Origin of the sequence: Streptomyces zagrosensis, from assembly GCF_014203645.1 — a bacterium.
Lineage (GTDB): Bacteria > Actinomycetota > Actinomycetes > Streptomycetales > Streptomycetaceae > Streptomyces > Streptomyces zagrosensis.
Window position 1 is genome coordinate 134,207 of the sequence record NZ_JACHJL010000007.1, and the last position, 20,154, is coordinate 154,360.

At 69.8% G+C, this 20,154-nt stretch carries 18 protein-coding genes and 2 pseudogenes; 5 read left to right on the forward strand and 15 right to left on the reverse strand.

The genetic code is table 11. The features are described from left to right. Nucleotides 1-39: 39 nt before the first annotated feature. The 3 genes from FHS42_RS15380 to FHS42_RS15390 all read left to right on the forward strand — a co-directional run bounded on the left by FHS42_RS15380 (nt 40) and on the right by FHS42_RS15390 (nt 4,137). On the forward strand, nt 40-495 hold the full coding sequence (locus tag FHS42_RS15380; protein ID WP_184572784.1) for an SRPBCC family protein: 456 nt from the start codon (nt 40-42) through the stop codon (nt 493-495). 498 nt (nt 496-993) lie between these two features. Next, nucleotides 994-2,664 (forward strand): ATP-binding cassette domain-containing protein, encoded by a 1,671-nt coding sequence (locus FHS42_RS15385; protein WP_184572785.1) that lies wholly within the window; start codon nt 994-996, stop codon nt 2,662-2,664. A gap of 27 nt (nt 2,665-2,691) precedes the next feature. Beyond that, the gene (locus FHS42_RS15390; RefSeq protein ID WP_184572786.1) at nt 2,692-4,137 is read left to right on the forward strand and encodes a glyceraldehyde-3-phosphate dehydrogenase; all 1,446 of its coding nucleotides are present in this window, start codon (nt 2,692-2,694) and stop codon (nt 4,135-4,137) included. 44 nt (nt 4,138-4,181) lie between these two features. Here FHS42_RS15390 and FHS42_RS15395 read toward each other — a convergent pair whose 3' ends face one another. Further along, complete coding sequence (locus tag FHS42_RS15395) at nt 4,182-4,424, reverse strand: hypothetical protein (protein WP_184572787.1); 243 nt, start codon at nt 4,422-4,424, stop codon at nt 4,182-4,184. Here FHS42_RS15395 and FHS42_RS37080 point away from each other — a divergent pair. Then, nucleotides 4,401-4,517 (forward strand): annotated as a pseudogene (locus FHS42_RS37080) (hydrolase); the annotation flags it as partial. The gene FHS42_RS15395 and the pseudogene FHS42_RS37080 sit on opposite strands and share 24 nt — an antisense overlap. A gap of 37 nt (nt 4,518-4,554) precedes the next feature. Here FHS42_RS37080 and FHS42_RS15400 read toward each other — a convergent pair. The 8 genes from FHS42_RS15400 to FHS42_RS15435 all read right to left on the reverse strand — a co-directional run bounded on the left by FHS42_RS15400 (nt 4,555) and on the right by FHS42_RS15435 (nt 12,325). Further along, nucleotides 4,555-6,078, reverse strand: coding sequence for an aldehyde dehydrogenase (NADP(+)) (locus FHS42_RS15400; protein ID WP_246494834.1), 1,524 nt, complete (start codon nt 6,076-6,078; stop codon nt 4,555-4,557). Between the two features lie 8 nt (nt 6,079-6,086). Beyond that, nucleotides 6,087-6,305, reverse strand: a complete 219-nt coding sequence (locus FHS42_RS15405) for an amino acid permease C-terminal domain-containing protein (protein ID WP_184572788.1) — start codon at nt 6,303-6,305, stop codon at nt 6,087-6,089. Nucleotides 6,306-6,445: 140 nt separating this feature from the next. After that, nucleotides 6,446-7,447 (reverse strand): proline racemase family protein, encoded by a 1,002-nt coding sequence (locus tag FHS42_RS15410; protein ID WP_184572789.1) that lies wholly within the window; start codon nt 7,445-7,447, stop codon nt 6,446-6,448. Further along, entirely contained in the window at nt 7,447-8,382 is a 936-nt protein-coding gene (locus FHS42_RS15415; protein WP_184572790.1) for a dihydrodipicolinate synthase family protein, read from the reverse strand. The genes FHS42_RS15410 and FHS42_RS15415 overlap by 1 nt, the downstream gene beginning before the upstream one ends. A 63-nt stretch (nt 8,383-8,445) precedes the next feature. Continuing rightward, nucleotides 8,446-9,930: an FAD-dependent oxidoreductase gene (locus FHS42_RS38630; RefSeq protein WP_184572791.1), complete on the reverse strand. Its 1,485-nt coding sequence runs from the start codon at nt 9,928-9,930 to the stop codon at nt 8,446-8,448. Then, nucleotides 9,927-10,301: a (2Fe-2S)-binding protein gene (locus FHS42_RS15425; RefSeq protein WP_184572792.1), complete on the reverse strand. Its 375-nt coding sequence runs from the start codon at nt 10,299-10,301 to the stop codon at nt 9,927-9,929. Before FHS42_RS15425 ends, FHS42_RS38630 begins: the two co-directional genes overlap by 4 nt. Then, on the reverse strand, nt 10,298-11,497 hold the full coding sequence (locus FHS42_RS15430; protein ID WP_184572793.1) for an NAD(P)/FAD-dependent oxidoreductase: 1,200 nt from the start codon (nt 11,495-11,497) through the stop codon (nt 10,298-10,300). Before FHS42_RS15430 ends, FHS42_RS15425 begins: the two co-directional genes overlap by 4 nt. Before the next feature lie 192 nt (nt 11,498-11,689). Further along, nucleotides 11,690-12,325 carry a helix-turn-helix domain-containing protein gene (locus FHS42_RS15435; RefSeq protein ID WP_312866886.1) on the reverse strand — a complete coding sequence of 212 codons (636 nt, stop codon included), beginning with the start codon at nt 12,323-12,325 and terminating at the stop codon, nt 11,690-11,692. A gap of 125 nt (nt 12,326-12,450) precedes the next feature. Between FHS42_RS15435 and FHS42_RS15440 the strand changes: the two are divergent. Then, a pseudogene (locus FHS42_RS15440) lies at nt 12,451-12,960 on the forward strand (M24 family metallopeptidase); the annotation flags it as partial. Between the two features lie 285 nt (nt 12,961-13,245). On the opposite strand, the gene FHS42_RS15445 reads toward FHS42_RS15440, so the two are convergent. The 6 genes from FHS42_RS15445 to FHS42_RS15470 all read right to left on the reverse strand — a co-directional run bounded on the left by FHS42_RS15445 (nt 13,246) and on the right by FHS42_RS15470 (nt 20,125). Continuing rightward, nucleotides 13,246-14,109 (reverse strand): TauD/TfdA dioxygenase family protein, encoded by an 864-nt coding sequence (locus tag FHS42_RS15445; RefSeq protein WP_184572794.1) that lies wholly within the window; start codon nt 14,107-14,109, stop codon nt 13,246-13,248. A 44-nt stretch (nt 14,110-14,153) separates the two neighbouring features. Continuing rightward, nucleotides 14,154-15,527, reverse strand: coding sequence for an asparagine synthase C-terminal domain-containing protein (locus FHS42_RS15450; protein ID WP_184572795.1), 1,374 nt, complete (start codon nt 15,525-15,527; stop codon nt 14,154-14,156). Then, the gene (locus FHS42_RS15455) at nt 15,524-16,288 is read right to left on the reverse strand and encodes an enoyl-CoA hydratase/isomerase family protein (RefSeq protein WP_312866887.1); all 765 of its coding nucleotides are present in this window, start codon (nt 16,286-16,288) and stop codon (nt 15,524-15,526) included. The genes FHS42_RS15450 and FHS42_RS15455 overlap by 4 nt, the downstream gene beginning before the upstream one ends. Nucleotides 16,289-16,542: 254 nt before the next feature. Further along, a complete protein-coding gene (locus FHS42_RS15460; RefSeq protein WP_184572797.1) occupies nt 16,543-17,775 on the reverse strand; it encodes an MFS transporter in 1,233 nt (410 codons plus the stop codon). Further along, nucleotides 17,772-19,025: an ATP-grasp domain-containing protein gene (locus tag FHS42_RS15465; RefSeq protein ID WP_184572798.1), complete on the reverse strand. Its 1,254-nt coding sequence runs from the start codon at nt 19,023-19,025 to the stop codon at nt 17,772-17,774. The genes FHS42_RS15460 and FHS42_RS15465 overlap by 4 nt, the downstream gene beginning before the upstream one ends. After that, a complete protein-coding gene (locus FHS42_RS15470) occupies nt 19,022-20,125 on the reverse strand; it encodes a GNAT family N-acetyltransferase (RefSeq protein WP_184572799.1) in 1,104 nt (367 codons plus the stop codon). Before FHS42_RS15470 ends, FHS42_RS15465 begins: the two co-directional genes overlap by 4 nt. Between the last annotated feature and the right edge of the window lie 29 nt (nt 20,126-20,154).

The window sequence follows — 20,154 nt, forward strand, 5'->3', positions numbered from 1 at the left end:
CACCTCGGCGTTACGGTGCCTCGGCAATCAGGAGACTTCATGGCAGAACGACACGTACTGATCCAGCGGCCCCCGCAGGCGGTGTGGGACGTCCTCAGCGACGGCAACCTCTACAGCCAGTGGGTGGTCGGCACCCACGACTCGAAGGAGGCCGACCCCGCCTGGCCCGCCGAGGGCGCCAATCTGCGCTACTCCATCCGCATCGGCCCCACGACCCTCCACAACGAAACGGTCGTCCGCATCTGCGAGGAGCCGCACACCTTGGAGCTGGAGTCGAAGGCCGGCTGGTTGGGGACGGCACGCATCGCCATCCGCGTACGGCGCTGGGCGACCGGCTCCCTGGTGACGCTGGACGAGCACCCGTTGTCGGGGCCGGGGGCCCGGCTGCACAACTCCGTCATCGACGCCTTTTTGCAACTACGCCATCGCAGCATGCTCGACCGGCTCGCCAAGGTAGTGGAGTCCCGCACCCCGGCCCCCGCCAAGGCCCCGTAGCGACGCCACGGGCCCCGCAACCGGCCGACCCTGCAACCGGCCGGTCCCGCAACCGGGCCGACCCTGCAACCGGCCGACCCCGCAACCGGCCGGTCCCGTACGCCGATATGCCGCGCCCGGGACGCTTGCCCCGTTGCCCCGTTGCCCCGTTGCCCCGTTGCCCCGTTGCCCCGTTGCCCCGTTGCCCCGTTGTAGCGCGGCCACGCGGCGCGTAAATAGGCGAGACGAAACGGTGCGGCTTGCGTTAGCGTACGGGCATGAGATTCTTCTACTTCCTGTGACGGACCGCGCAGCGGCCTGCCCCTCGTGACGTTCACCCGAGGCAGCGGGCCGCTTTCCCTGAGCGCGCCCATCGGCCCTTCAGCGGCCGTCCGTCCGTAGACCTTCAGGAACAACCGCTCCCGACGCCCCGGCGGCGCTCACTGCCGCCTGCTTGCCTGCCGTCCGACGACGTTTTTCGCCGTCCGACGCGTGGGGGCGGTTCCGGTTTGGAGAATCATGCACGCCCTCACCACCCCTGCGCGCGCCCGAGCCCAACTCATCGCGTCCGACGTCCATCTCGCCCGCGGTGGACGACCTGTCCTCGCCGGTGTCAGCCTGACCATCACCCCTGGTGCGCGCTGGGGCGTGGTCGGGGAAAACGGCCGCGGCAAGTCCACCTTGCTCCATGTGCTCGCGGGCGTCCTGACCCCCGACGCGGGCTCCGTGCGGCGGGTGGGGACCCTGGGTAGCGTCGAGCAGGAGATGGCGGCGGGCGAAGGCCAGACCGTGGGCGACGTCATCGCCGCGCATCTCGCCGACGCCCGCAGCGCGCTGACCGCCCTTGACGCGAGCGCAACCGCGCTCGCACACGGACGGGACGCAGCAGCCGAGGAGTACGAGGCCGCACTGGAGGCGGCCGAGGCGCATCAGGCGTGGGACGCGGACCGGCGGGTGGCCGTGGCCCTCGACGCCCTTGGCGCAGTGGCCGACCACGACCGCCCCCTGACCGCCATGTCGGTGGGGCAGCGCTACCGCGTACGCCTTGCGTGCCTGCTCGGCGCGGCCTACGACTTCCTCCTTCTCGACGAGCCGACCAACCACCTCGACCAGGCGGGACTCGACTACCTGACCGGCCGCCTCACCCAGTGGGACGGTGCGGTCGTGGTCGTCAGCCACGACCGGGCCCTCCTACGCGACGTGACGACCACGATCATCGATCTCGACCCGAGCGCGGACGGCACCCCGTCCCGCTATGGCAACGGCTACGACGGATACGTGAGCGGTCGCCGCGCGGCACGCCAACGCTGGGAAGAGGAGTACGCCAAGGAGCAGACGGAGCACGCCCGCCTCGCCCAGGACCTGGCAGCGGCGCAGCAGCGCCTGGTCTCCGGCTGGCGCCCGGACAAGGGCACCGGAAAGCACCAACGCGCCACGCGCGCCGCGGGGTTGGTCCGCTCCGTACGTCGGCGCGAGGACGTTCTCACCCGGCACCCGGTGTCGTTGCCCGAGCCGCCGTTGACCCTGGCCGCGCCGAGCTTGCCGGCACGCGCGGGGGTGGCCCTGGTCCGCGCCGATGAGGTCACCGTCGCCGGCCGTCTCGGCACGCCCGTCACCGTGACGCTGGAGTCCGGGGCACGGCTGGTGGTCAGCGGCCCGAACGGGGCGGGCAAGTCCACCGTGCTCGCCGTCCTCGCCAGGCGCCGCACGCCGGATACGGGCCATCTCCAGCACGCCCGGCGGGCCCGCATCGCCCTGCTCGGCCAGGAATCCGAGCCCCCCAGCCGGCTGCCGGCCCGTGTTGCCTACGACACCCACATCGCCGCCCTGGTCTGCGCCGGGCTGCTCGACGTGGAGGACACCGTGGAACTGGCGGAGCTCGGGCTGTTGGCACACCGCGACATGGACCGGCCGGTGCGCGAGTTGTCCATGGGACAGCAGCGGCGTCTTGACCTCGCCCTCGCCCTGGCTGCCCGCCCACATCTGCTGCTGTTGGACGAGCCCACCAACCATCTGTCCATCGCCCTGGTTGACGAGCTGACCGAGGCCCTGGAGGCGACGGCCGCCGCGGTGGTCGTCGCCACACACGACCGCCAACTGCGCCGCGACGTCGCCCACTGGTCCCACCTGGCCCTCCCGCCGACGTGGCACCTTCTGAACGATCAAAAACGGCGGGAGGTTAACATGTGAGCGCCGCCTAGCTCGAAAGATAAATCTGTGACTGTCAATGAGGACTCGTTCACTAACTGGAAAAACCGCGAGGAGATCGCGGAGTCGATGATCCCGATCATCGGGAAGCTGCACCGGGAGCGGGATGTCACCATCTTGCTGCACAGCCGCTCCCTGGTGAACAAGTCGGTCGTCAGCATCCTGAAGACGCACCGATTCGCCCGGCAGATCGCCGGTGAGGAACTCTCGGTCACCGAGACGCTGCCGTTCCTCCAGGCTCTCGCCGCGCTCGATCTCGGCCCGTCCCAGATCGACATCGGCATGCTCGCCGCGCTGTACCGGACCGATGACCGGGGTCTGTCGGTGGAAGAGTTCACCGCCGATACCGTCGCCGGCGCCACGGGTGACAACAAGATCGAGCGCCGTGAGCCGCGCGATGTCGTTCTCTACGGGTTTGGCCGCATTGGCCGCCTCATCGCCCGGCTTCTCATCGAGAAGGCCGGCTCCGGCAACGGTCTGCGGCTGCGAGCCATCGTCGTCCGCAAGGGCGCCGGCCAGGACATCGTCAAGCGCGCCTCTTTGCTGCGCCGCGACTCCATCCACGGCCAGTTCCAGGGCACGATCACCGTGGACGAGGCGAACAGCAAGATCATCGCCAATGGCAACGAGATCAAGGTGATCTACTCCGACGATCCGACCGCCGTGGACTACACGGCGTACGGCATCAAGGACGCCATCCTCATCGACAACACCGGCAAGTGGCGCGACCGCGAGGGCCTGTCGAAGCACCTGCGCCCCGGCATCGCCAAGGTCGTCTTGACCGCGCCGGGCAAGGGCGATGTCCCCAACGTCGTCCACGGCGTCAACCACGACACGATCTCGTCGGACGAGCGGATCTTGTCCTGTGCGTCGTGCACCACCAACGCGATCGTTCCGCCGCTGAAGGCGATGGCGGACGAGTACGGCGTGCTGCGCGGCCACGTGGAGACCGTCCACTCGTTCACCAACGACCAAAACCTGCTGGACAATTACCACAACTCCGACCGTCGTGGTCGCTCAGCAGCGCTCAACATGGTCATCACCGAGACCGGTGCCGCCTCCGCCGTCGCCAAGGCGCTGCCGGACCTCAACGCACGGATCACCGGCAGCTCCATCCGCGTCCCGGTGCCGGATGTTTCGATTGCGATCCTCAGCCTGCGGCTCGCACGCGAGACCACCCGCCAGGAGGTCCTTGACTACCTGCGCAACGTGTCGCTGACCTCACCGCTCAAGCGCCAGATCGACTTCATCAGCGCGCCCGACGCGGTCTCCAGCGACTTCATCGGCTCGCGGCACGCCTCGATCATCGACGCCGGAGCCACCAAGGTCGAGGGCGACGACGCGATCTTGTACCTGTGGTACGACAACGAGTTCGGTTACTCGTGCCAGGTCATCCGCGTCGTTCAGCACGTCTCCGGCGTGGAGTACCCGACCTACCCGGCCCCGGTGGCCTGACCTCGGCCCGTATCCGCCGCAGCCCCGTATCCGCCGCAGCCCCGTCATGCGGGCTGCGGCGGGCGGGCGTGCGCCGCGTCGCCGGTCTCGGCGGGCCTGGTGGAAGGCAGTTCTCCGGTGTGCGGGTAGCGGCCGGTGCGGCCCATGGCAAAAAACGCGCCGTTGGTGACGCGCAGGGCGAAGCGGTCGCGATGCAGCCGGTCGAGCACGTCGAGAATGCGCTGGGTGTCGCGTACGAGGCGAAACGCGACGGCAAGCGGTAGATGGCGGTCGCGGTGAACCGACAAAGGTGGAACGGGTCCGACTCCTCCGGCATGCCGCAGCCCCATCCCATCGATGACGCACTTGCGACTCTGTACCGCGTGGCGATGTGCGGCTGACCGGGCCGGGGAGGCCGCGGCCCGGCCGTCGATTTCTCTACATGGCCACCGCGGAGTTCGACGGTTGCGCGACGAAGGCATCGACTACGCCCTGCTTCTGCTCTTGCTGCGGCACATTCCACGGGTTGTCGTCCCGCAGCGGCACGGGCAGCAGGTCCTGCGGCACGCCCTGATAGGCGACCGGGCGCAGGAACCGTTCGATGGCGGCGCTGCCCACCGAGGTGGTGGTGGGTGTGGTGGTCGCCGGGAACGGACCGCCGTGCTGCATGGCGTGGGTGACCGAGACGCCGGTGGGCCACTGGTTCCACAGAACCCGACCGCTGCGGTCGGCCAGCACCGCGGTCAGCGCCCCGAGCTCGCTGCTCTCCGCCAACTCGCCCTGCACACTCGCGGTGAGTTGCCCCGGCAAAGCCGCCAACACCGGTACTAGATCAGCTAGTTGGCGGTACGTCACGATAAGCCCGAGCGGTCCGAAGCACTCCGCCGAGGCCGCGCTGCCGGCGGCCACGAACGCGTCCACATCCATGGCCAGAAGCCGCGGTGCGGGCTGGTGATCGTCCGCCGGCCACACCAGGCGGCGGGCGCCGGAAAGGCCGGACAGCTGCTCCGCTACGGTGCGGTACCCCTCCGCGATGCGGTTGCCGAGCATCGGTGCGGTGGGGGCCGCGCGCAGCAGTGCGGCGATCCGCTCCACGAGACCGTGCTCCCCGGCCGGGACGAACAGCAGCCCGGGGTTGGTGCAGAACTGCCCTGCGCCCAGAGTGAGTGAGGCGGCGTACCCGGAGGCGATCTCCTGCGTACGGCCGTACGCGGCCCGCTCGGTGACAACGACCGGGTTGGTGCTGCCCAACTCGCCGTAGAAGGGGATGGGTTCGGGGCGGTCGGCCGCGATCCGGGCGAGGAAGAGGCCGCCGCGCTCGGAGCCGGTGAAGGCCGCCGCGCGCAGGGCCGGGTGGCGCAGTGCGTCCAGACCGGCCTGTTCGCCCTCGATCAGGGCGAAGACGCCATCGGGCGCCCCGGCCCCGGCCAGCGCGCGCCGCACGATCGCGGCGGTCTCGCGCGACAGCTCCGGGTGGCCGGGGTGGGCCTTGACGACGACGGGGCAGCCAGCGGCCAGGGCCGAGGCGGTGTCACCGCCGGCCACGCTGAACGCGAACGGAAAGTTGCTCGCCGCGAAGACCAGCACCGGGCCGAGCGCGGTGCGGTACCTGCGCAGTTCGGGGCGTGGGCCGGTGGGCCAGTTCGGGTCGGCGCGGTCGATGCGTACGTCGTAGTACGCGCCCGACCGCGCCTGGTCAGCGAAGAGGCGCAACTGAAAGGTGGTACGCGTCAGTTCGCCGTTCAGGCGGGCAGTGCCCAGGTGGGACTCACGGTCCGCGGTGGCGATCAGCTCGGGGCGCGCCTCCTCCAGGGTGTCGGCGACCGCGGCCAGCGCCCGCGCCCGGTCGGCGGGGGCGGCGCGAGCCCAGGTGTGGGCGGTGCCGGCTGCGGCGATGAGGACACCGTCCACCGGGTTGTGGGCCGCGGCCGAGGCGTCGGGCGGATTCATCGAATCGTCCATGGGGGAGTTCACTCCTTCTTTGGAGGGGGCCGGTTTTCCTGGGTGTTGTGGTAGCCGAACCGGGCGTAGAAAAGCAGTCCTAGCCCCATCCGGAACGCGAAGCGAATCCAGGTCACCGGGTTGAGCTTGCTGATGAGCCAGACCGCGAAGAACACCTCAACGGCCGGTATCCACGGCACCAGCGACGTGCGGAAAGTTCGCGGCAACGTCGGCCGGGTCGTGCGCATGACCGCGCGGCGACCGTGACCACGACAAAGCATGACAAAGGCTGCCAGGATGCCGATGTTGGTGGTGCGGGCAGGGGAGCGCTAAGGGAGCGGGGGAGTGCTGGGGGAGGGGCAAGGTGTCGTGGAGGCGTTGACCGCTGTCAGAGCACGAAGCCGTGCGGGAACGGGTCGCGCGGGTCCAGCAGGTACGTGGCGGTGCCGGTGATCCAGGCCCGGCCGGATACCTGCGGAATCACCGCGGACAGGGGGCCGACCTCGGAGGTGGCGACGAGCCGTCCGGTGAAGTGGGTGCCGATGAATGACTCGTTGACGAAGTCGGTGTGCAGGGGTAGTTCGCCGCGTGCGTGCAACTGCGCCATCCGGGCCGATGTGCCGGTGCCGCACGGTGAGCGGTCGAACCAGCCAGGGTGGATGACCATCGCGTTACGGGAGTGCGCGGCATTGGAGCCGGGCGCAAGGAACTGCACGTGTTTGCAGCCGGCGAGCTGGGGATCGACTGGATGCACAGGTCGATCCTGCTCATTGACGGCCCGCATGACCGCAAGGCCGGCGGCGAGCACGTCGTCCTTGCGAGCATGGTCGAACGGCAGCCCCAGGGAGCCGAGTTCGACGATGGCGTAGAAGTTGCCGCCGTACGCCATGTCGTAGCGGACCGCGCCGAGCCCAGGCACCTGTACCTCGGCGTCCAGCCGCAGCGCGAAGGAGTCGATATTGCGCAGCGTGACCTGCTCGGCCACCCCGTCCCGCACGGCCACCCGGGCCTCGACCAGGCCGGCGGGCGTGTCGAGGCGGACCACGGTCTCGGGTTCGGTGACCTCGACCATGCCGGTCTCCACCAGCACGGTCGCGACCCCGATGGTGCCGTGGCCGCACATCGGCAGGAAGCCGCTGACTTCGACGTACAACACGCCCCAGGCGGCGTCGGGCCGGGTGGGTGGCTGGAGGATCGCGCCACTCATCGCCCCGTGGCCACGAGGCTCGTCCACGAGGTACCGGCGCAATCCGTCGAGGTGCTCGATGGCGTAGCGGCGGCGTTCGGCCATCGTGTCCCCGGGTATGGGGGCCACGCCGCCGGTGACGACACGGGTGGGCATGCCCTCCGTGTGCGAGTCAACGGCGCTCAGCGCCCGGCGGGACCGCATCAGAGCGACCGCTGTGCGAGGGCGGCGATCGCACGGGCCATGTCGGCCTCGACACCGGCACGCAGCACCGGGGAGAGCGGTCCGCGCGGCGGCCGGCAGGGCCCGCCGAACCGGCCGACCTGCTCCATGCCGAGCTTGATGGCCTGCACGAACTCGGTACGTGAGTCCCAGCGGAAGGCGGCCACCAAGGGCTCGTACAGGGCGCGGGCCGCGGCGAGTTGGCCGGTGGTGGCGAGTTCGTACAGGCGGGCCGACTCGGCGGGGAAGACGTTGGGGAAGCCGGCGAACCAGCCGGTGGCGCCCATCAGCAGGCTTTCGAGTACGACGTCATCGGCGCCGCTGACGATCTCCAGGCCCGGGGCCTGCTCCTTGATCTCCAGGACGCGCCGCACATCGCCGGAGAACTCTTTGATGGCGGCGACATTGTCGAGCTGCGCGATCTCGGCGACCAGGTCGGGGGTCAGATCAACCTTGGTGTCGATCGGGTTGTTGTACACCATGACCGGCAGGCCAACGGAGGCCACGGCCTCGAAATGGGCCAGAATCTCGCCTCGGTTGGCGCGGTAGACGGTCGGCGGCAGGCACAGCACGCCATCGGCGCCGTCCTCGGCCGCGACCTCCGCCCAGTGTTTGGCCTGGTGCGAGCCAACGCCGTGTACGCCCACGATCACGGTGCCGCGGCCACCAACGGCCTCGATCGCGGTGCGCGCGACCTTGCGGCGCTCCTCGTCGGTGAGCGAGGAGTATTCACCGAGCGAGCCATTGGGCCCAACGCCGCGGCAGCCGTTGTCCACTAGCCACTGGCAGTGTTCGGCGTAGCGGTCGTAGTCCACCGCGAGACCGGCCGGAGCGGCGGCGTCTTCGCGGTACGGCAGGGCCGTGGCCACGATGACTCCACCAAGGGGGCCGTGCGCGGCGTGCTGCGTGCTAGTCATCTAGGTAACTCCCATTGCCGAAAATAGGTGATAGTGAGCCAAACCAGCCAAGGCTTCAGGGCCTTAAGCGCCGTGGTGTTCGGGTGCTGCGTCGGGTGGCTCGGGCGGCCTGGCGAGTTCTCCGAGCCGGATGGGCTGGGCGAACGGCCGGTGGTGGGGGCCGGCTGCCGGGAGCCCATCGGCGGGGACGGCGTCGGGCGCCGCGCCGCGCAGCCGCGCGGCCAGTTCGGTGACGGTGGGGCCGCAGACGCGGGCCTGGCAGGGGCCGAGCCCGGCGCGAGTGGCGAGCTTTGCGGTACGCGCCGCTGCGCCGGGCTGCTCCTGTACGGCGCGGCACAGCGTGGCGTAGTCCGTTTCCTCGCAGCGGCAGACCAGCGTGCGAGGCCCCAGCCAGCCGGGCCAGGCCGCGCCGATCGGATGGGCGCGGGCGAGCCGGGCGGCGAAGTCGCGGCCCTGGTCACGGCTGCGCCGCAGCGCGGGCAGGGCGCGCGCGGCGGGACTGCCGCCCCCCGCGTACCAGCCGGCGACGGCTCCTTCGGCGCGGGCCGCGGGCGCGCCCGCGATGCCGGTGATCTCGCCGGCCGCCCACACGCCATCGGCCGTGGTGCGCTGCCGCGCATCGGTTTGTACGAACTGTGCGCCGGGCGTGCCGCGCAGGGCGCAGCCGGCGGCCACGGGCAATTCGAGCTGCGGGCTGAAACCATGGCTGACGCACACGGCGTCCACCGCGAGGGTGCGCTCGCTGCCGCGCACCACCGACCAGTCGGGGCGCAACCTGGCGGTGACCACTTCCTCGACCCGACCCGCGCCACGCGCCTCGATGACCGTACGGCCGGTGCGGAAGGGAACCCGGCCGCGGACCAACTGGCCCGTAAAGTCGATCAGTTCGCCGGCCTTGCCGAGTTGGGCGGCCAATTGCCACGGCTTACGGGACCAGCCGCGGGCCAGGACGGCGGCGGGGTTGGCCTCCAGGACCGCCAGGACCCGGGAACCTGCTTCCACCAGGGAGGCGGCCACCGGGAGCAGAAAGGGACCACTGCCGGCCACGACGACCTGCTCGCCCACCATGAGCCGCTCACCCTTGGCTAGAGTTTGGGCCGCTCCGGCGGTGAAGACGCCGGGCAACTCCCAACCCGGGAAGGGTAGGACGCGGTCGTGGGCACCGCAGGCGAGGACGAGCGCATCGGGTTCCAGGATCTGGCGCACCCGATGGGAGCCATCGGCGGGCCCCCGCAGGAGGTGGACGCGGGGTGGCCCCTGTTGGCCGGGGTCGCGACGTTCCAGCGCCCACACCGAGGTCTCGGGCCACCAGGCGCACCGCGGGTGGCCGAGCAGCTCGCGCCGCAGCTTCGCGAAGGCGGGCCAGCCGTGCTGGAGGGCTTCGGGCCGCGAGGCCGCGTACTCCTCGGGCGGCGTCCGGTGGTACTGGCCACCCAGCTGCCGCGCCGCGTCGATCAGCGTCACCTCCGCGCCCGCGCCAAGGGCCGCACGGGCGGCGGCGAGTCCGGCGGGCCCGGCCCCGACGACGGCTACCTGACGACCTGTCACAACACAGATCCATCAGGGGAGTCGGAGTCCCTGGGCACGGTGGACGCGTCCTGATCGCCGCTGTGGTGGGCCCCGTCCCGGCGTTGGGTGTGCACCGTGTCGCCGTCGTGAGCCCGGCGCAGACACGCGCGGACGTCGCGGTCGCCGTTGATGGTCACCAGACAGTCGAAGCAGGCGCCGATGCCACAGAAGAGGCCGCGCTGCGCGCCCGATGGGCCGGTGCGCCAAGACGGTCGGCCCGCCGCGAGCAGTACGCCCGCGATGCTCTGACCTGCGATGCCGTCCAAGGGCTCGCCATTGACGGTGATCCGTAGCGGTTGCTCCCGCCGGCCCGTGGCATCGCAGGCCGCGGGTATCAGCCTCGCGGTCATGAGTCCTCCTGCGTTGAGGTCTGTCCGAGGACGGCCGGGCGGTCGGCCTGGAAGGGTGCCGTGTCGATCGGTGCGGGGCGCCCGAGGACCAGCGCGCGCAGAAGCTGCGCGGTGCCAAGGCTGAGGCCGATGCCGGCTCCCTCATGGCCGCCCGCGTGCCAGAGCCCGGCGAGCCGCGGATCGGCGCCGACGACCGGCAGATGATCGGGAACGTAGGGGCGGAAGCCGCCGTACGCGCGCATCACCGAGGCCGTGGCGAGCACGGGAAACAGACGCAGTGCCTTGGTGGCGACGGCGGCGAGCACCTCGGGCCGCAGCCGGTCATCGAAGCCGACCCTGCGCCGCGAGGAGCCGAGCAGCACACTGCCCGCTCGGGTGGACTCGACGACGGCGGAGGTCTGGAGGCCGCCGTCGTCGCTGCTGACGGCGCCCACGTAGTCGGCGTCGTAGACCTTGTGGAAGACGGTGGGCGGCAGCGGAGTTGTCACGAGCACATCGCCGCGCCGCGGCCGGACGTCGATGGGGGCGCCGAGCCGCGCGGCGACCTCGCCCGCCCAGGGCCCTGCGGCGTTGACGAACAACTCGGCCTCCAGGAGTCCGGTGGAGGTGCGCAACCCGATGAGCCTGCCGCCGCGCGTGACGGCGCCGAGCACATCGCATCCGGTACGCAGCTCACACCGGAAGGTGAGGGCGTCGGCGAGCAGCGCGGTGGCCGCTGCCGCGGGTTGGACCTGTGCGTCGTCCGGGTAGTACACGGCCGCCTGGTGGTCCCGTGTCAACAGCGGCTCAATGGCGGCGAGTTGCCCGGCATCCAGGTGTTCCGCGCGTACTCCGGCGGCGCGCTGCCCAGCGGCGAACCGGGCCAGTGCGCGGGCGCCCCCGGCGGTGGTGGCGACCACGATGCCGCCCTTGGGCTCCCACTCGACGGCGCGCACCGACTCGGCTCCGCTGGCGGAACGATCAGCGATCTCGGCGAGCACCTGTGGCCATAGCTGGCGGGAGAGCTTGGCCAACTCCAACTCGGGGCCGGGGCCCTTGTCGGAGAGCAGGATGTTTCCCTCGCCGTGCGCGGTGGTAGCCGAGGCGGCGCCGCCGCGGTCCACGACGGTGACCGCGAACCCGGCGAGCGCCAACTCACGCGCGCATGCGGCGCCAACGATTCCGGCACCGACCACCACAGCCCGTGTTCCGCACATCGAACCCCCCCGTTCGTTTTATCGAACGACTTGAGGCTAGGAGCACTCCTTCGCAGTGTCAACGGTGTCAACGGGTATCGATGCCTGTCCATGAGACGCCCGGCGCAACGCGCCGCATCCCCTACGGGCGCGCCGAGCTAAGCCGCCCCGGCGCCCTCAGTGCCCTCAGTGCCCTCAGTGTTCTCAGCGCCCTCAGTGTTCTTTGCGGGCGGCGGCCTCGGTCTCGCCCGCCGGCCCCACGTGCGGCGGCGATAGGCGACGTTGGGCCGCTCCGTACTGGAGTAGCAGCACAGAGCGCACCGGGCCGTCGAGCGCGGTATACGTATGGGGCAGCAAGGCGTCGAAGCCCACATAGTCACCGGGCCCGAGTTCGACCTCCTGCTCCGCCACCCGCACACCGAGCCTGCCGGCCTGCACGATGGTGTGCTCGGTGCCGACATGGCCGAGCGAATTCCGCCGGGAATCAGCCTGTACCTGCTGGTCGTAGACCTCGAAGACGGTGTCGCCCGACTCGATGCGCTGGAGCGGACGCAGTTCGAGGCCCTCACCGCTCAGCACATCGACTTCCGCCGCGCGCACCACGCGCAGACCGCCGGGCGGGCGGGTGTCCAACAGATCGGAGATCGGCACTTCGAGCACCCGCGCGAGGCTGAAGACCGTTTCGATGGTCGGGTTCCCGGTGCCGGACTCCAGTTGCGACAAGGTGGCCTTGCCGATCTTCGAGCGCCTGGAAAGCTCGGAGATGGACAGCCCTTTCCCTAGCCGTAGGCGCTTGAGATTGACCGCCAGCATCTCCCGGATCGAGTCCGAGCCGTCAGGAGCGCTCACTGCATTTTCCTTCTCTCATGAAGACGACGACCTGAGGTGCCTGCCCTGGAGAGTCGTTCGCTTCAATGAACGAGCTCTCCGAGCCTGTTCATTATCTCGATCACTGGCAGGGAGCGCACAGTCCCCGCACCCTGCCCGTGAGCGGCACCTTCAGCCCGGTTCAACGGCGGGTGTACGACGCGGTGCACGAGGCACAGGAGGCAGGCATCGCGGCCGTGGCGCCAGGCGCGCGCTACCGTGACTTCCACGACGCCGCGCAACGCTACCTGACCGCCCGACTCGTGGAGTGGGGCTTCATCGAGGGCCCTGTTGAGCGTGCGTACGAGCTCGGCCTCCAGCGGCGGTTCACCATGGCCGGCACCGGCCACATGCTCGGTCTCGACGTGCACGACTGCGCCCAGGCGAGGTCGGAGAGCTATGTCGATGGCGTGTTGGAACCCGGTATGTGCCTGACCGTGGAGCCGGGACTGTACTTCCAACCGGACGATCTGACAGTGCCGCCGGAGTACCGGGGCGTCGGCGTGCGCATCGAGGACGACCTCGTCGTCACGGCCGATGGCAACGAGAATCTGTCAGCGGCGCTTCCGCGCTCCGCCCCGGAGGTCGAGGACTGGATGGCGCGACTGACACGCTGACCGGGCGCGGGCGCGGGCGCAGCGAGGCGTGGGCGCAGCGACGCGGTTGCGCCGCATGCCGTCCGCGCTGCCCAGAACCCACCCGGCCGGGGTAGCCCGCCCGGTCTGCGGCGCAACCCGAAACAGCCCGGTGCAGGCACCGCACGCCGTCTCGGGCCCCACCGCCACACTGCCCCGCCGAACCTGCCGAACCGCCGAACCCGCCAGATCGTTGAACCTGCCGAACCTGCCGAACCCGCCGAAGAGTAGACGGCGAACCATACGCGGTGAGCCGCTACGTACCGCTCAGCTGGTCAGCGCCGATGCCATGGCTCCCGGCGCGCCCGCCACCTCCGCCAGTGTCACCTGGCCGCGCAGCAGTTTGCGGCTCGCGGAGTCGGTGAGGCCGCGTCTGCCGTGCAGGGTGCGCTGGTTGTCGATGACGACGAGGTCGCCCGCCGTCCAACGGTGTTCGTACAGGTAGCGGTCCGATGAGAGATGCGCGCGCAGGGTGGTGAAGAATCGTTCCGACTCCGCCGCCGGCACGTGGGGCACCCGCACGTCCCAACTCGCCAGCGCTTCATCGGCCTGGAAGGGGAGGGCGAGGTTGAGCGACTTCACCCGGCCGTAGTCGCGAAAGGTGGGAATCGGGTACCAGCCCTGGGGGACGCTCGTGAAGTAGCCGCGTTCGGTCGCGACGTACTCCAGGTAGCCGCGGTCGAGCACCGCGCGCAGGTCGTCGGGGAGTTCCTGCCACGCCCTTATCTGGTCGCATACCAAGGTCGCGCCATCGGCCTTCAGCTCGCGCACCTCGGCGGCGTACAGGACTATCAGGTCAACCTGCGTGCTGAGCAGCACCCCGTCGGTGTGCAACGGGAGGCCGCCGCGGCCGGTGATGACCTTGCCTTCTTCGCGGGTGCCGTCCAGGTGCAGAATGTCCGTGAACCCGTACCCGACGCTGGCGTCGTCATCGTCCTCGTAGGAAATCGTGTCACCGAGCCCCGAGACGAACTCGCGGAACTCCTCCTCGGTGAACTGCTGGCCCTTTATGACCGCGACGCCGGACTCCAGCGCGAGTTCGCGCACGGTCTTCGGGTCGGCCCGTGCGCCGTCGTCCCGCAGTGCTCCAAACCCGGACGGGGTGAGCGCTGAAACATCGGACTGAGTCATCGTGTACCGCCTTTGCGCTGATGAAGAGTGACGAGGACGAGGTGTTACGAGACATCGCTGGACACCTGGGCAACCGCCCGGTCGTAGAGCTCACGGCCTGTCAGCGAAGCCAGCGGATTGTGTGTCGCGGCGGCGATCTGGGACGTCAGCAGCGCACGGTAGACGAGCGCCGTGCCGCCGGGCACACCAGTGTGTGCCTCGATGAGTTGGGAGAGATTGGCGCCGAGCCCATTGCCGTGGTGGATCGCGGTCTTCCGGCGCCACGCCACCGCCTCGGGCAGCAACGCCTGGGCCGCGAGCCGCAGATGGCCCTTTTCCCTGTGACGGAACGTCTTGACGCCCGGATCGGTCGCCAGCGCGACATCCAGTACGCCGGGGTGCCAGTACGGGTGCGTCAGCCGATAGCCGCGTTCGGCACCGAGCGCCGAGGTGAACTCCGACGAATAGCGGGTGCGCTCCACCGCCTCCCTGACCTTGGCGCCGATATCGCCGTCAATGTCATCGGCCGTCGCCATCCCCGAGTTCAGCAGATCCGACCCGTAGCCGGTGAACAGCAGCCGTTCCGCCGCGTACTCACCCCGGCAGAACGCGGTCAGCGCGACGCCGATCGCGATCGCCTCCGGCTCACCGTGGCCGAACGCGCGCACCGTGGCCGGAAGGGCTTCGACGATGTCATCGGCCCCCAGCGCCGTACGCCGCAGATCCAGCCCGATCGCGTGCGCGGCCTCGGCAGCGTCGTCGAACTCATCACCCCACTCGGTGCCGATGGTGTAGGCCGTCGCCGGCACACCGCACTCCGCGACCAGGGCCGCCACGAGCCCGGAATCCACCCCGCCGGACACCAGCACACCGGCCCGCTGCTCGGCGGACAGCGCACCGGCGATCGCCGCACGCAACGCGTCCACCTGAGCCTCGCCCGCGAGCAGCGCGTCATGGAACCTGATCGGCGCTTGCGCGACGTTGACCCGTCTGGTCCGTGTGCACTGCCACGTCCCGGAGGCCGGCCGCAGGTCCAGTTCGACCAGGTGCTCCAGGCGTTCGACGCCGACCACCGAGGACAACGGGCCGCAGTAGACCCCGATATCGTCCCGTAGCGCCGGGGTCGTCCCGGTCAGCGATGCGAAGGCCGAAGCGGTCGTCGGCAGGTCGGTGCCGACGACGAACCGGCCGGTTGCCGCCTGTGCCGCGAGGTATACCGGGCTGGTGTTCCGCTGCGACACCGTGACCCGTACCCGGTCGGCCGCGAGGTGGATGGACGTCCCGCCCGCCTCCACTTCGAAGGTCATTGCGTCGCCATCGGGGACGGGGGAGCACCCAGAAGCATGCACCCGCACGCTGCCCAGTGCGAGGGGTGACAGCACCTCGTCGAAGCCGGGAAGCGGACAGTTCGACACCACCAGCCACGGCATGCCGGTCATCGGCCCACCTCGGCCAGCTCGGCGCCCGCACCAATGACGCGGTGCATCTTGCGCTGCGCATCCCCCGCGGCGAACGCCGCCCGATGGGCCAGCTTTCCGGCCACCCTGGTCCGCTCAAGGCCCTCGATATACGTCGCGTTCAGGTATGGCTTCGTCTTGCGAAAGCCCGCCGTGGTGAAAGCGGCGGCGTGTTTGGCGTGGCGTAACGCGGTGTCCCGCAGACCCTCCGCCGGCACGACCTCGTGCAACAGGTTGTCCCGTTCCGACCGGCTGGCATCCCATTCGACGCAGGTCATCAGCATCTTTTGCATCACTGCCCGGCCGACCGCCTTCTCCAGCATGAAACCGCCGAATGTACACGCGATACCGAGTTCAAATTCGGGCATTTTCAGCAGACATCGGCTGCTGCCGATGCGATAGTCGGCGGTCAGTGCGAGCTGTAGACCGATGCCGATGGCATAACCGTCGATCGCCGCGATCAGCGGCCGATCCAGTCGAAGCGCCGCGACGTAGAGATCGGTCACCTGGTCGATCCACGCGTCCACCTCGTCACCACCGGTGAACTTCACCGTCTCGTGGAAACTGCCACCCACGCCGAACGATCGGCCGAGGCCGCTGAACAGCACGACCGAGCGCACCTCGTCATCACGCCCGAACTCCGCAAGCAGCCGAGCGAGTCCGTCCATGCGCGGCATCGACCACGGGTTGTGTCGATGCGCGTCGTCGAACTTGACCAGCGCGACCCCGTCCGCCACGGTCACACCGAAGCCGAACGCTCCATAGTCGTGAGCCATCGTAATCCGCCTCCAGGTTTTCCTTGAGTTCCTGCACAGGGAAATTCGGTAGCACGAGGAAAGGACGCCGGCGGGCGCCCATCACGTAACGTTCGACGCCTCTTTGCTGCGATTACCGAAGGGCCTCCGGCGTATATGCAACCCCAACCATCGTGTCTCGTCTCCGATAGGCCCGGAGGCTTCTTCCTGCACTGGGGGAAGAAGGCACAGGATTCGGGTGGTCATTCCTTTCCCCCCGTGCGTGCCATGAGTAGTGGGCGTGCGGCCACCACCCCGGCAGCGGTCACCGCCGTGAGCGCGGCCATGAGCCACCACAGCCCGGCGGGAGCTGAGTCGAGCAGCGCGGCCACCACGAACGGCACCAACGCGCCGAAGATTCCGGCCGCGATCTGGTTGAACGCCAGGAACGAGCCGAGTTCGGCGGCCGGCGGCAGATCGGTGAGTAGCGCGTAGCGCGCGTGCGTGGTCGCCAGTTCGCCCAGCGTGTAGATCACCATGCCGATGACCAGCAGGACGACCAGTGCGGTTCCGCTCAGTGCGGTGCCCAGCGCCATGGCCACCAGGAAGATCGCGACGAGCAGCGTGCCCGCGAGGAGTACCGAGATGTTTCCCCGGCGCTCCAGCGCTGAGGTGAGCGGCAGTTGGAGGACGATCAGTAGCCCGGTGTTGACGGCAAAGAGCATGCCGGCCAGCCAGGCGGGCGCACCAAGCGAGCCGACCAAATAGGCGGACATGCCGGTCTCCACCGCCAACGCGACCAGCCACAGCGCGGAGTTGATCGCGACGACCATGAGGAAAGGCCCGTCGTGCCAGGGCCCGCGACTGGCCTTGGCGCGATCCACGGGTGGAACCCGGGACGCTCGTAGCGGCCACAGCATGAGCCCCGCGAGCAGGAAGCTGGCGGCGTTGGCGAGGCCGAGCCACATCAGTGCCGTCTCACCGCCGACGATCAAGGCGCTGCCCAGCAACGCACCGCCGCCGATGCCCGCGTTGAAGACCGTACGGGTGAGCGCGAGCCACCGATTGCGTTCACCTTCCGGCGCGAGCGCGACCGCTAGCGCGGGTGAAGCTGCCTGCTCGGCCCGGTTGCACAGTGCGATCATGACGCTGAACAGGGCGAAGGCCGCGACGTGCTGGATCGCCACGTACCCGGTGAATCCGGCGGCGCGCAGCAGTGACGCCGCGATCAGCACGGACCGTGCGCCCGTCCGATCGATCAGCCGCCCGACCCAGAACATTCCCGGCAACGCGACCAGCGCCGTGCTGGTCAGTATCAGGCCCACCTGCGTGAGCGAAATGCCCAGCAGGGCGGGGAAGAACAGCAGCGTGTACGGGTAGAAGACGCCGGTGCCGAGCGCGCTCACCAGGCTGGAAAGGCCGAATGTCACGACCCCGCGGCCATGTGGCAACACGGCCCGTAGGCCCTTGCGTAACGGGGCCTTGGTGGCGCTCACCGGAGCACCTCTACCTGTATCTGGCCGAGTGCGGCGTCGGCCAGTCGCACCGCCTCGGCCGTGTTGGCGCCGACCGCGATGATCCGGCCGATGGTGTCCATGTTGCTGGTGGGCAGTCGGACTTCGTCGCCCACCGTGACCTCCAACTCCACGTCGATGCTGTCGGCGACCCGGTGGGCCAGCTCGACACCGTGCACGGCGTGCACGGTCCCCGTCGCACCGGCCGTGATGTACCGGGACGCCGCCGCCCGGTTCCGCACGGGTGTGACGTCGGCAGGCAGCCCGGTGTGTAGCCGCACTACCTGGGACGGCAGGTCGATCCCGGTGGCCTCGGCGATCAGGCGGGTGATGTCCCCACCGGCCGGGCGCGCGTTGATCTCCACCAGCTTCGCGCCGGTGCCGGTCACCTTCAGCTCCACGTGTGCCGCCCCGAAGTCGTGCCCGATGGCGTCCAGCGCGGCCTGCGCGACCTCGGCTGCGTCGCGGGACACCGGTTCGGGGAGCATCGAGGGGAAGCTCTCGCCGATTTCGACGAAGTGCGGGTGGGCGGCGAGTACCTTGTCCACCACGCCGAGCACCCGGCACCGCCCATCGATAAGCACGCATTCCACGCTCACCTCGTAGCCGACCAGATACTCCTCAACCAGTGCCCCCACGGGCTTGGCCTGCCCCCGAAAGTCACGCTCGTCCCCCACCAGGGCGCAAAAGTGTCGCCGCACTTCACCGGCGTCCCGGCACAGCCGTACGCCGATGCTGCCTGCTTCCGTAGCGGGTTTGACCACGCACGGATAACCCATGGCGTGGGCCGCGGCGACCGCGGCCTCCTCGGTGTCCGCCCAGGCGAACAGCGGCGCGGGCACCCCAGCCCGCGCGCAGGCCCGCCGCGTTTCGAGCTTGTTGCGAGCCCGGCGCGCCGCGTCCGGCGACAACCCGGCCAACCCAAGCTCCCTGGCGGCCTGCGCCACCACGGCGACGCTGTAGTCGGTGAACGTACACAGGCCGCGCACCTGACCCAGGTCCGTGGTGGACCGGACGGCGGCAACGACGGCGCTCGCCTCACGGGTGTCCGCCTGGACCACGCGATCGGCCAGGTCGGCAGGGCCGACCGGCACACCGTGCCCGGCGTAACGACCAGGGTCTCGGGCCACGAAGACGGTACGCAACCCCAGCCTTTGCGCCGCTACGAGCGGACTCAACCCAAAGTGCGAGAGCTGGGTCTCCACCACGAACAGCACGCCCTGCTGGCTCACCCGCGCTGTCCCAACGGCAACACATGGCAGCTCAACCGGCTCGACGCACAGCCGCGGGATCGCTTCGCGGTATCGCTGCCGATGCCGTACTGGATCGTCGCGACGCCGAGCTCGGCGGCGCGTTCCACGGCGAAGTAGTACAGGAGCTCGTAATACAGCGGCAGCTTCCCGAGGAAGCCATAGTCAAAGCCGCACTGCCGGGCGTACCACTGGTCGCCGCGGCGCAGCATCAGCGCGAATCCACGGATTGCGCCATCCGCCCGGCCAAGCAGCACGGACGCGTCATCTTCGAACCGGGCGGCAGCGGTGCCGATGGCCGCGGCGGACCGCTCAACCGGCCACGAAAGGCCGTACTTGGCGAGCAGTTGCACCTCCAACTCGGCAAGCGTGCCGATGATCTGGGGTGTGACGGGCTCGTGCGTGATGTTCAGGCCCGCCGCGCGCACCCTGCCGCGTTCGCTGAGCACGCTCAGCCGGCGTTTGCGCGGCAGCGCGGCCACGTACGCGGAAAACCCGGCCGGGTCGATCGGCAACGCGTGGTAGTTGCCCGACGTGAACGAGGAGTAGCCCCGGTCGCGCAGCACCTCAACGAGCACGGTGTCCCGCTCATCGACGTACGGGTACGACACCGAAGCGGAACTGCTGTCGGCGGCGATCTTCTCCGCCTCCGCGACCAGCAACTCGACGTCCTCGCGCGACGCGTGTAGTGGCCCGGCCGCGTGCAGCACGCGCGTGCGGCCCACATGCCTGCCGCCACAGTGCACCGTGGGCAGCAGCGACGTGGCGCCGCCTGCCAGCCGTCGCATGAGGTCGGCGGCACCGTCGAAGCCCTCGTCGGCGCAGCGGTCGAGTAAGTGGTCGATCCGCCCTGCCACCCACGGCACGTCCGCCGTCGCGAGTGCCGTGGCCAGCGCGGCAACCGGCTGGTCAGCGCGCTGTACGCACAGGTACCGCATCGGCGTCCGGGCAGTCTCCTCCACCACCCGCAGCCAGCGGTGGGACAAAAACAGGTCATCGGGGCCCGTCAGGCCATCCCAGTCGTCCACCGGTATGTCCGCGGTGTGTTCCCACCGTATGAGGGCGCTCTCGCCGCTACGCATGATTCCCCCTGATCCCCGACGCACTGTCC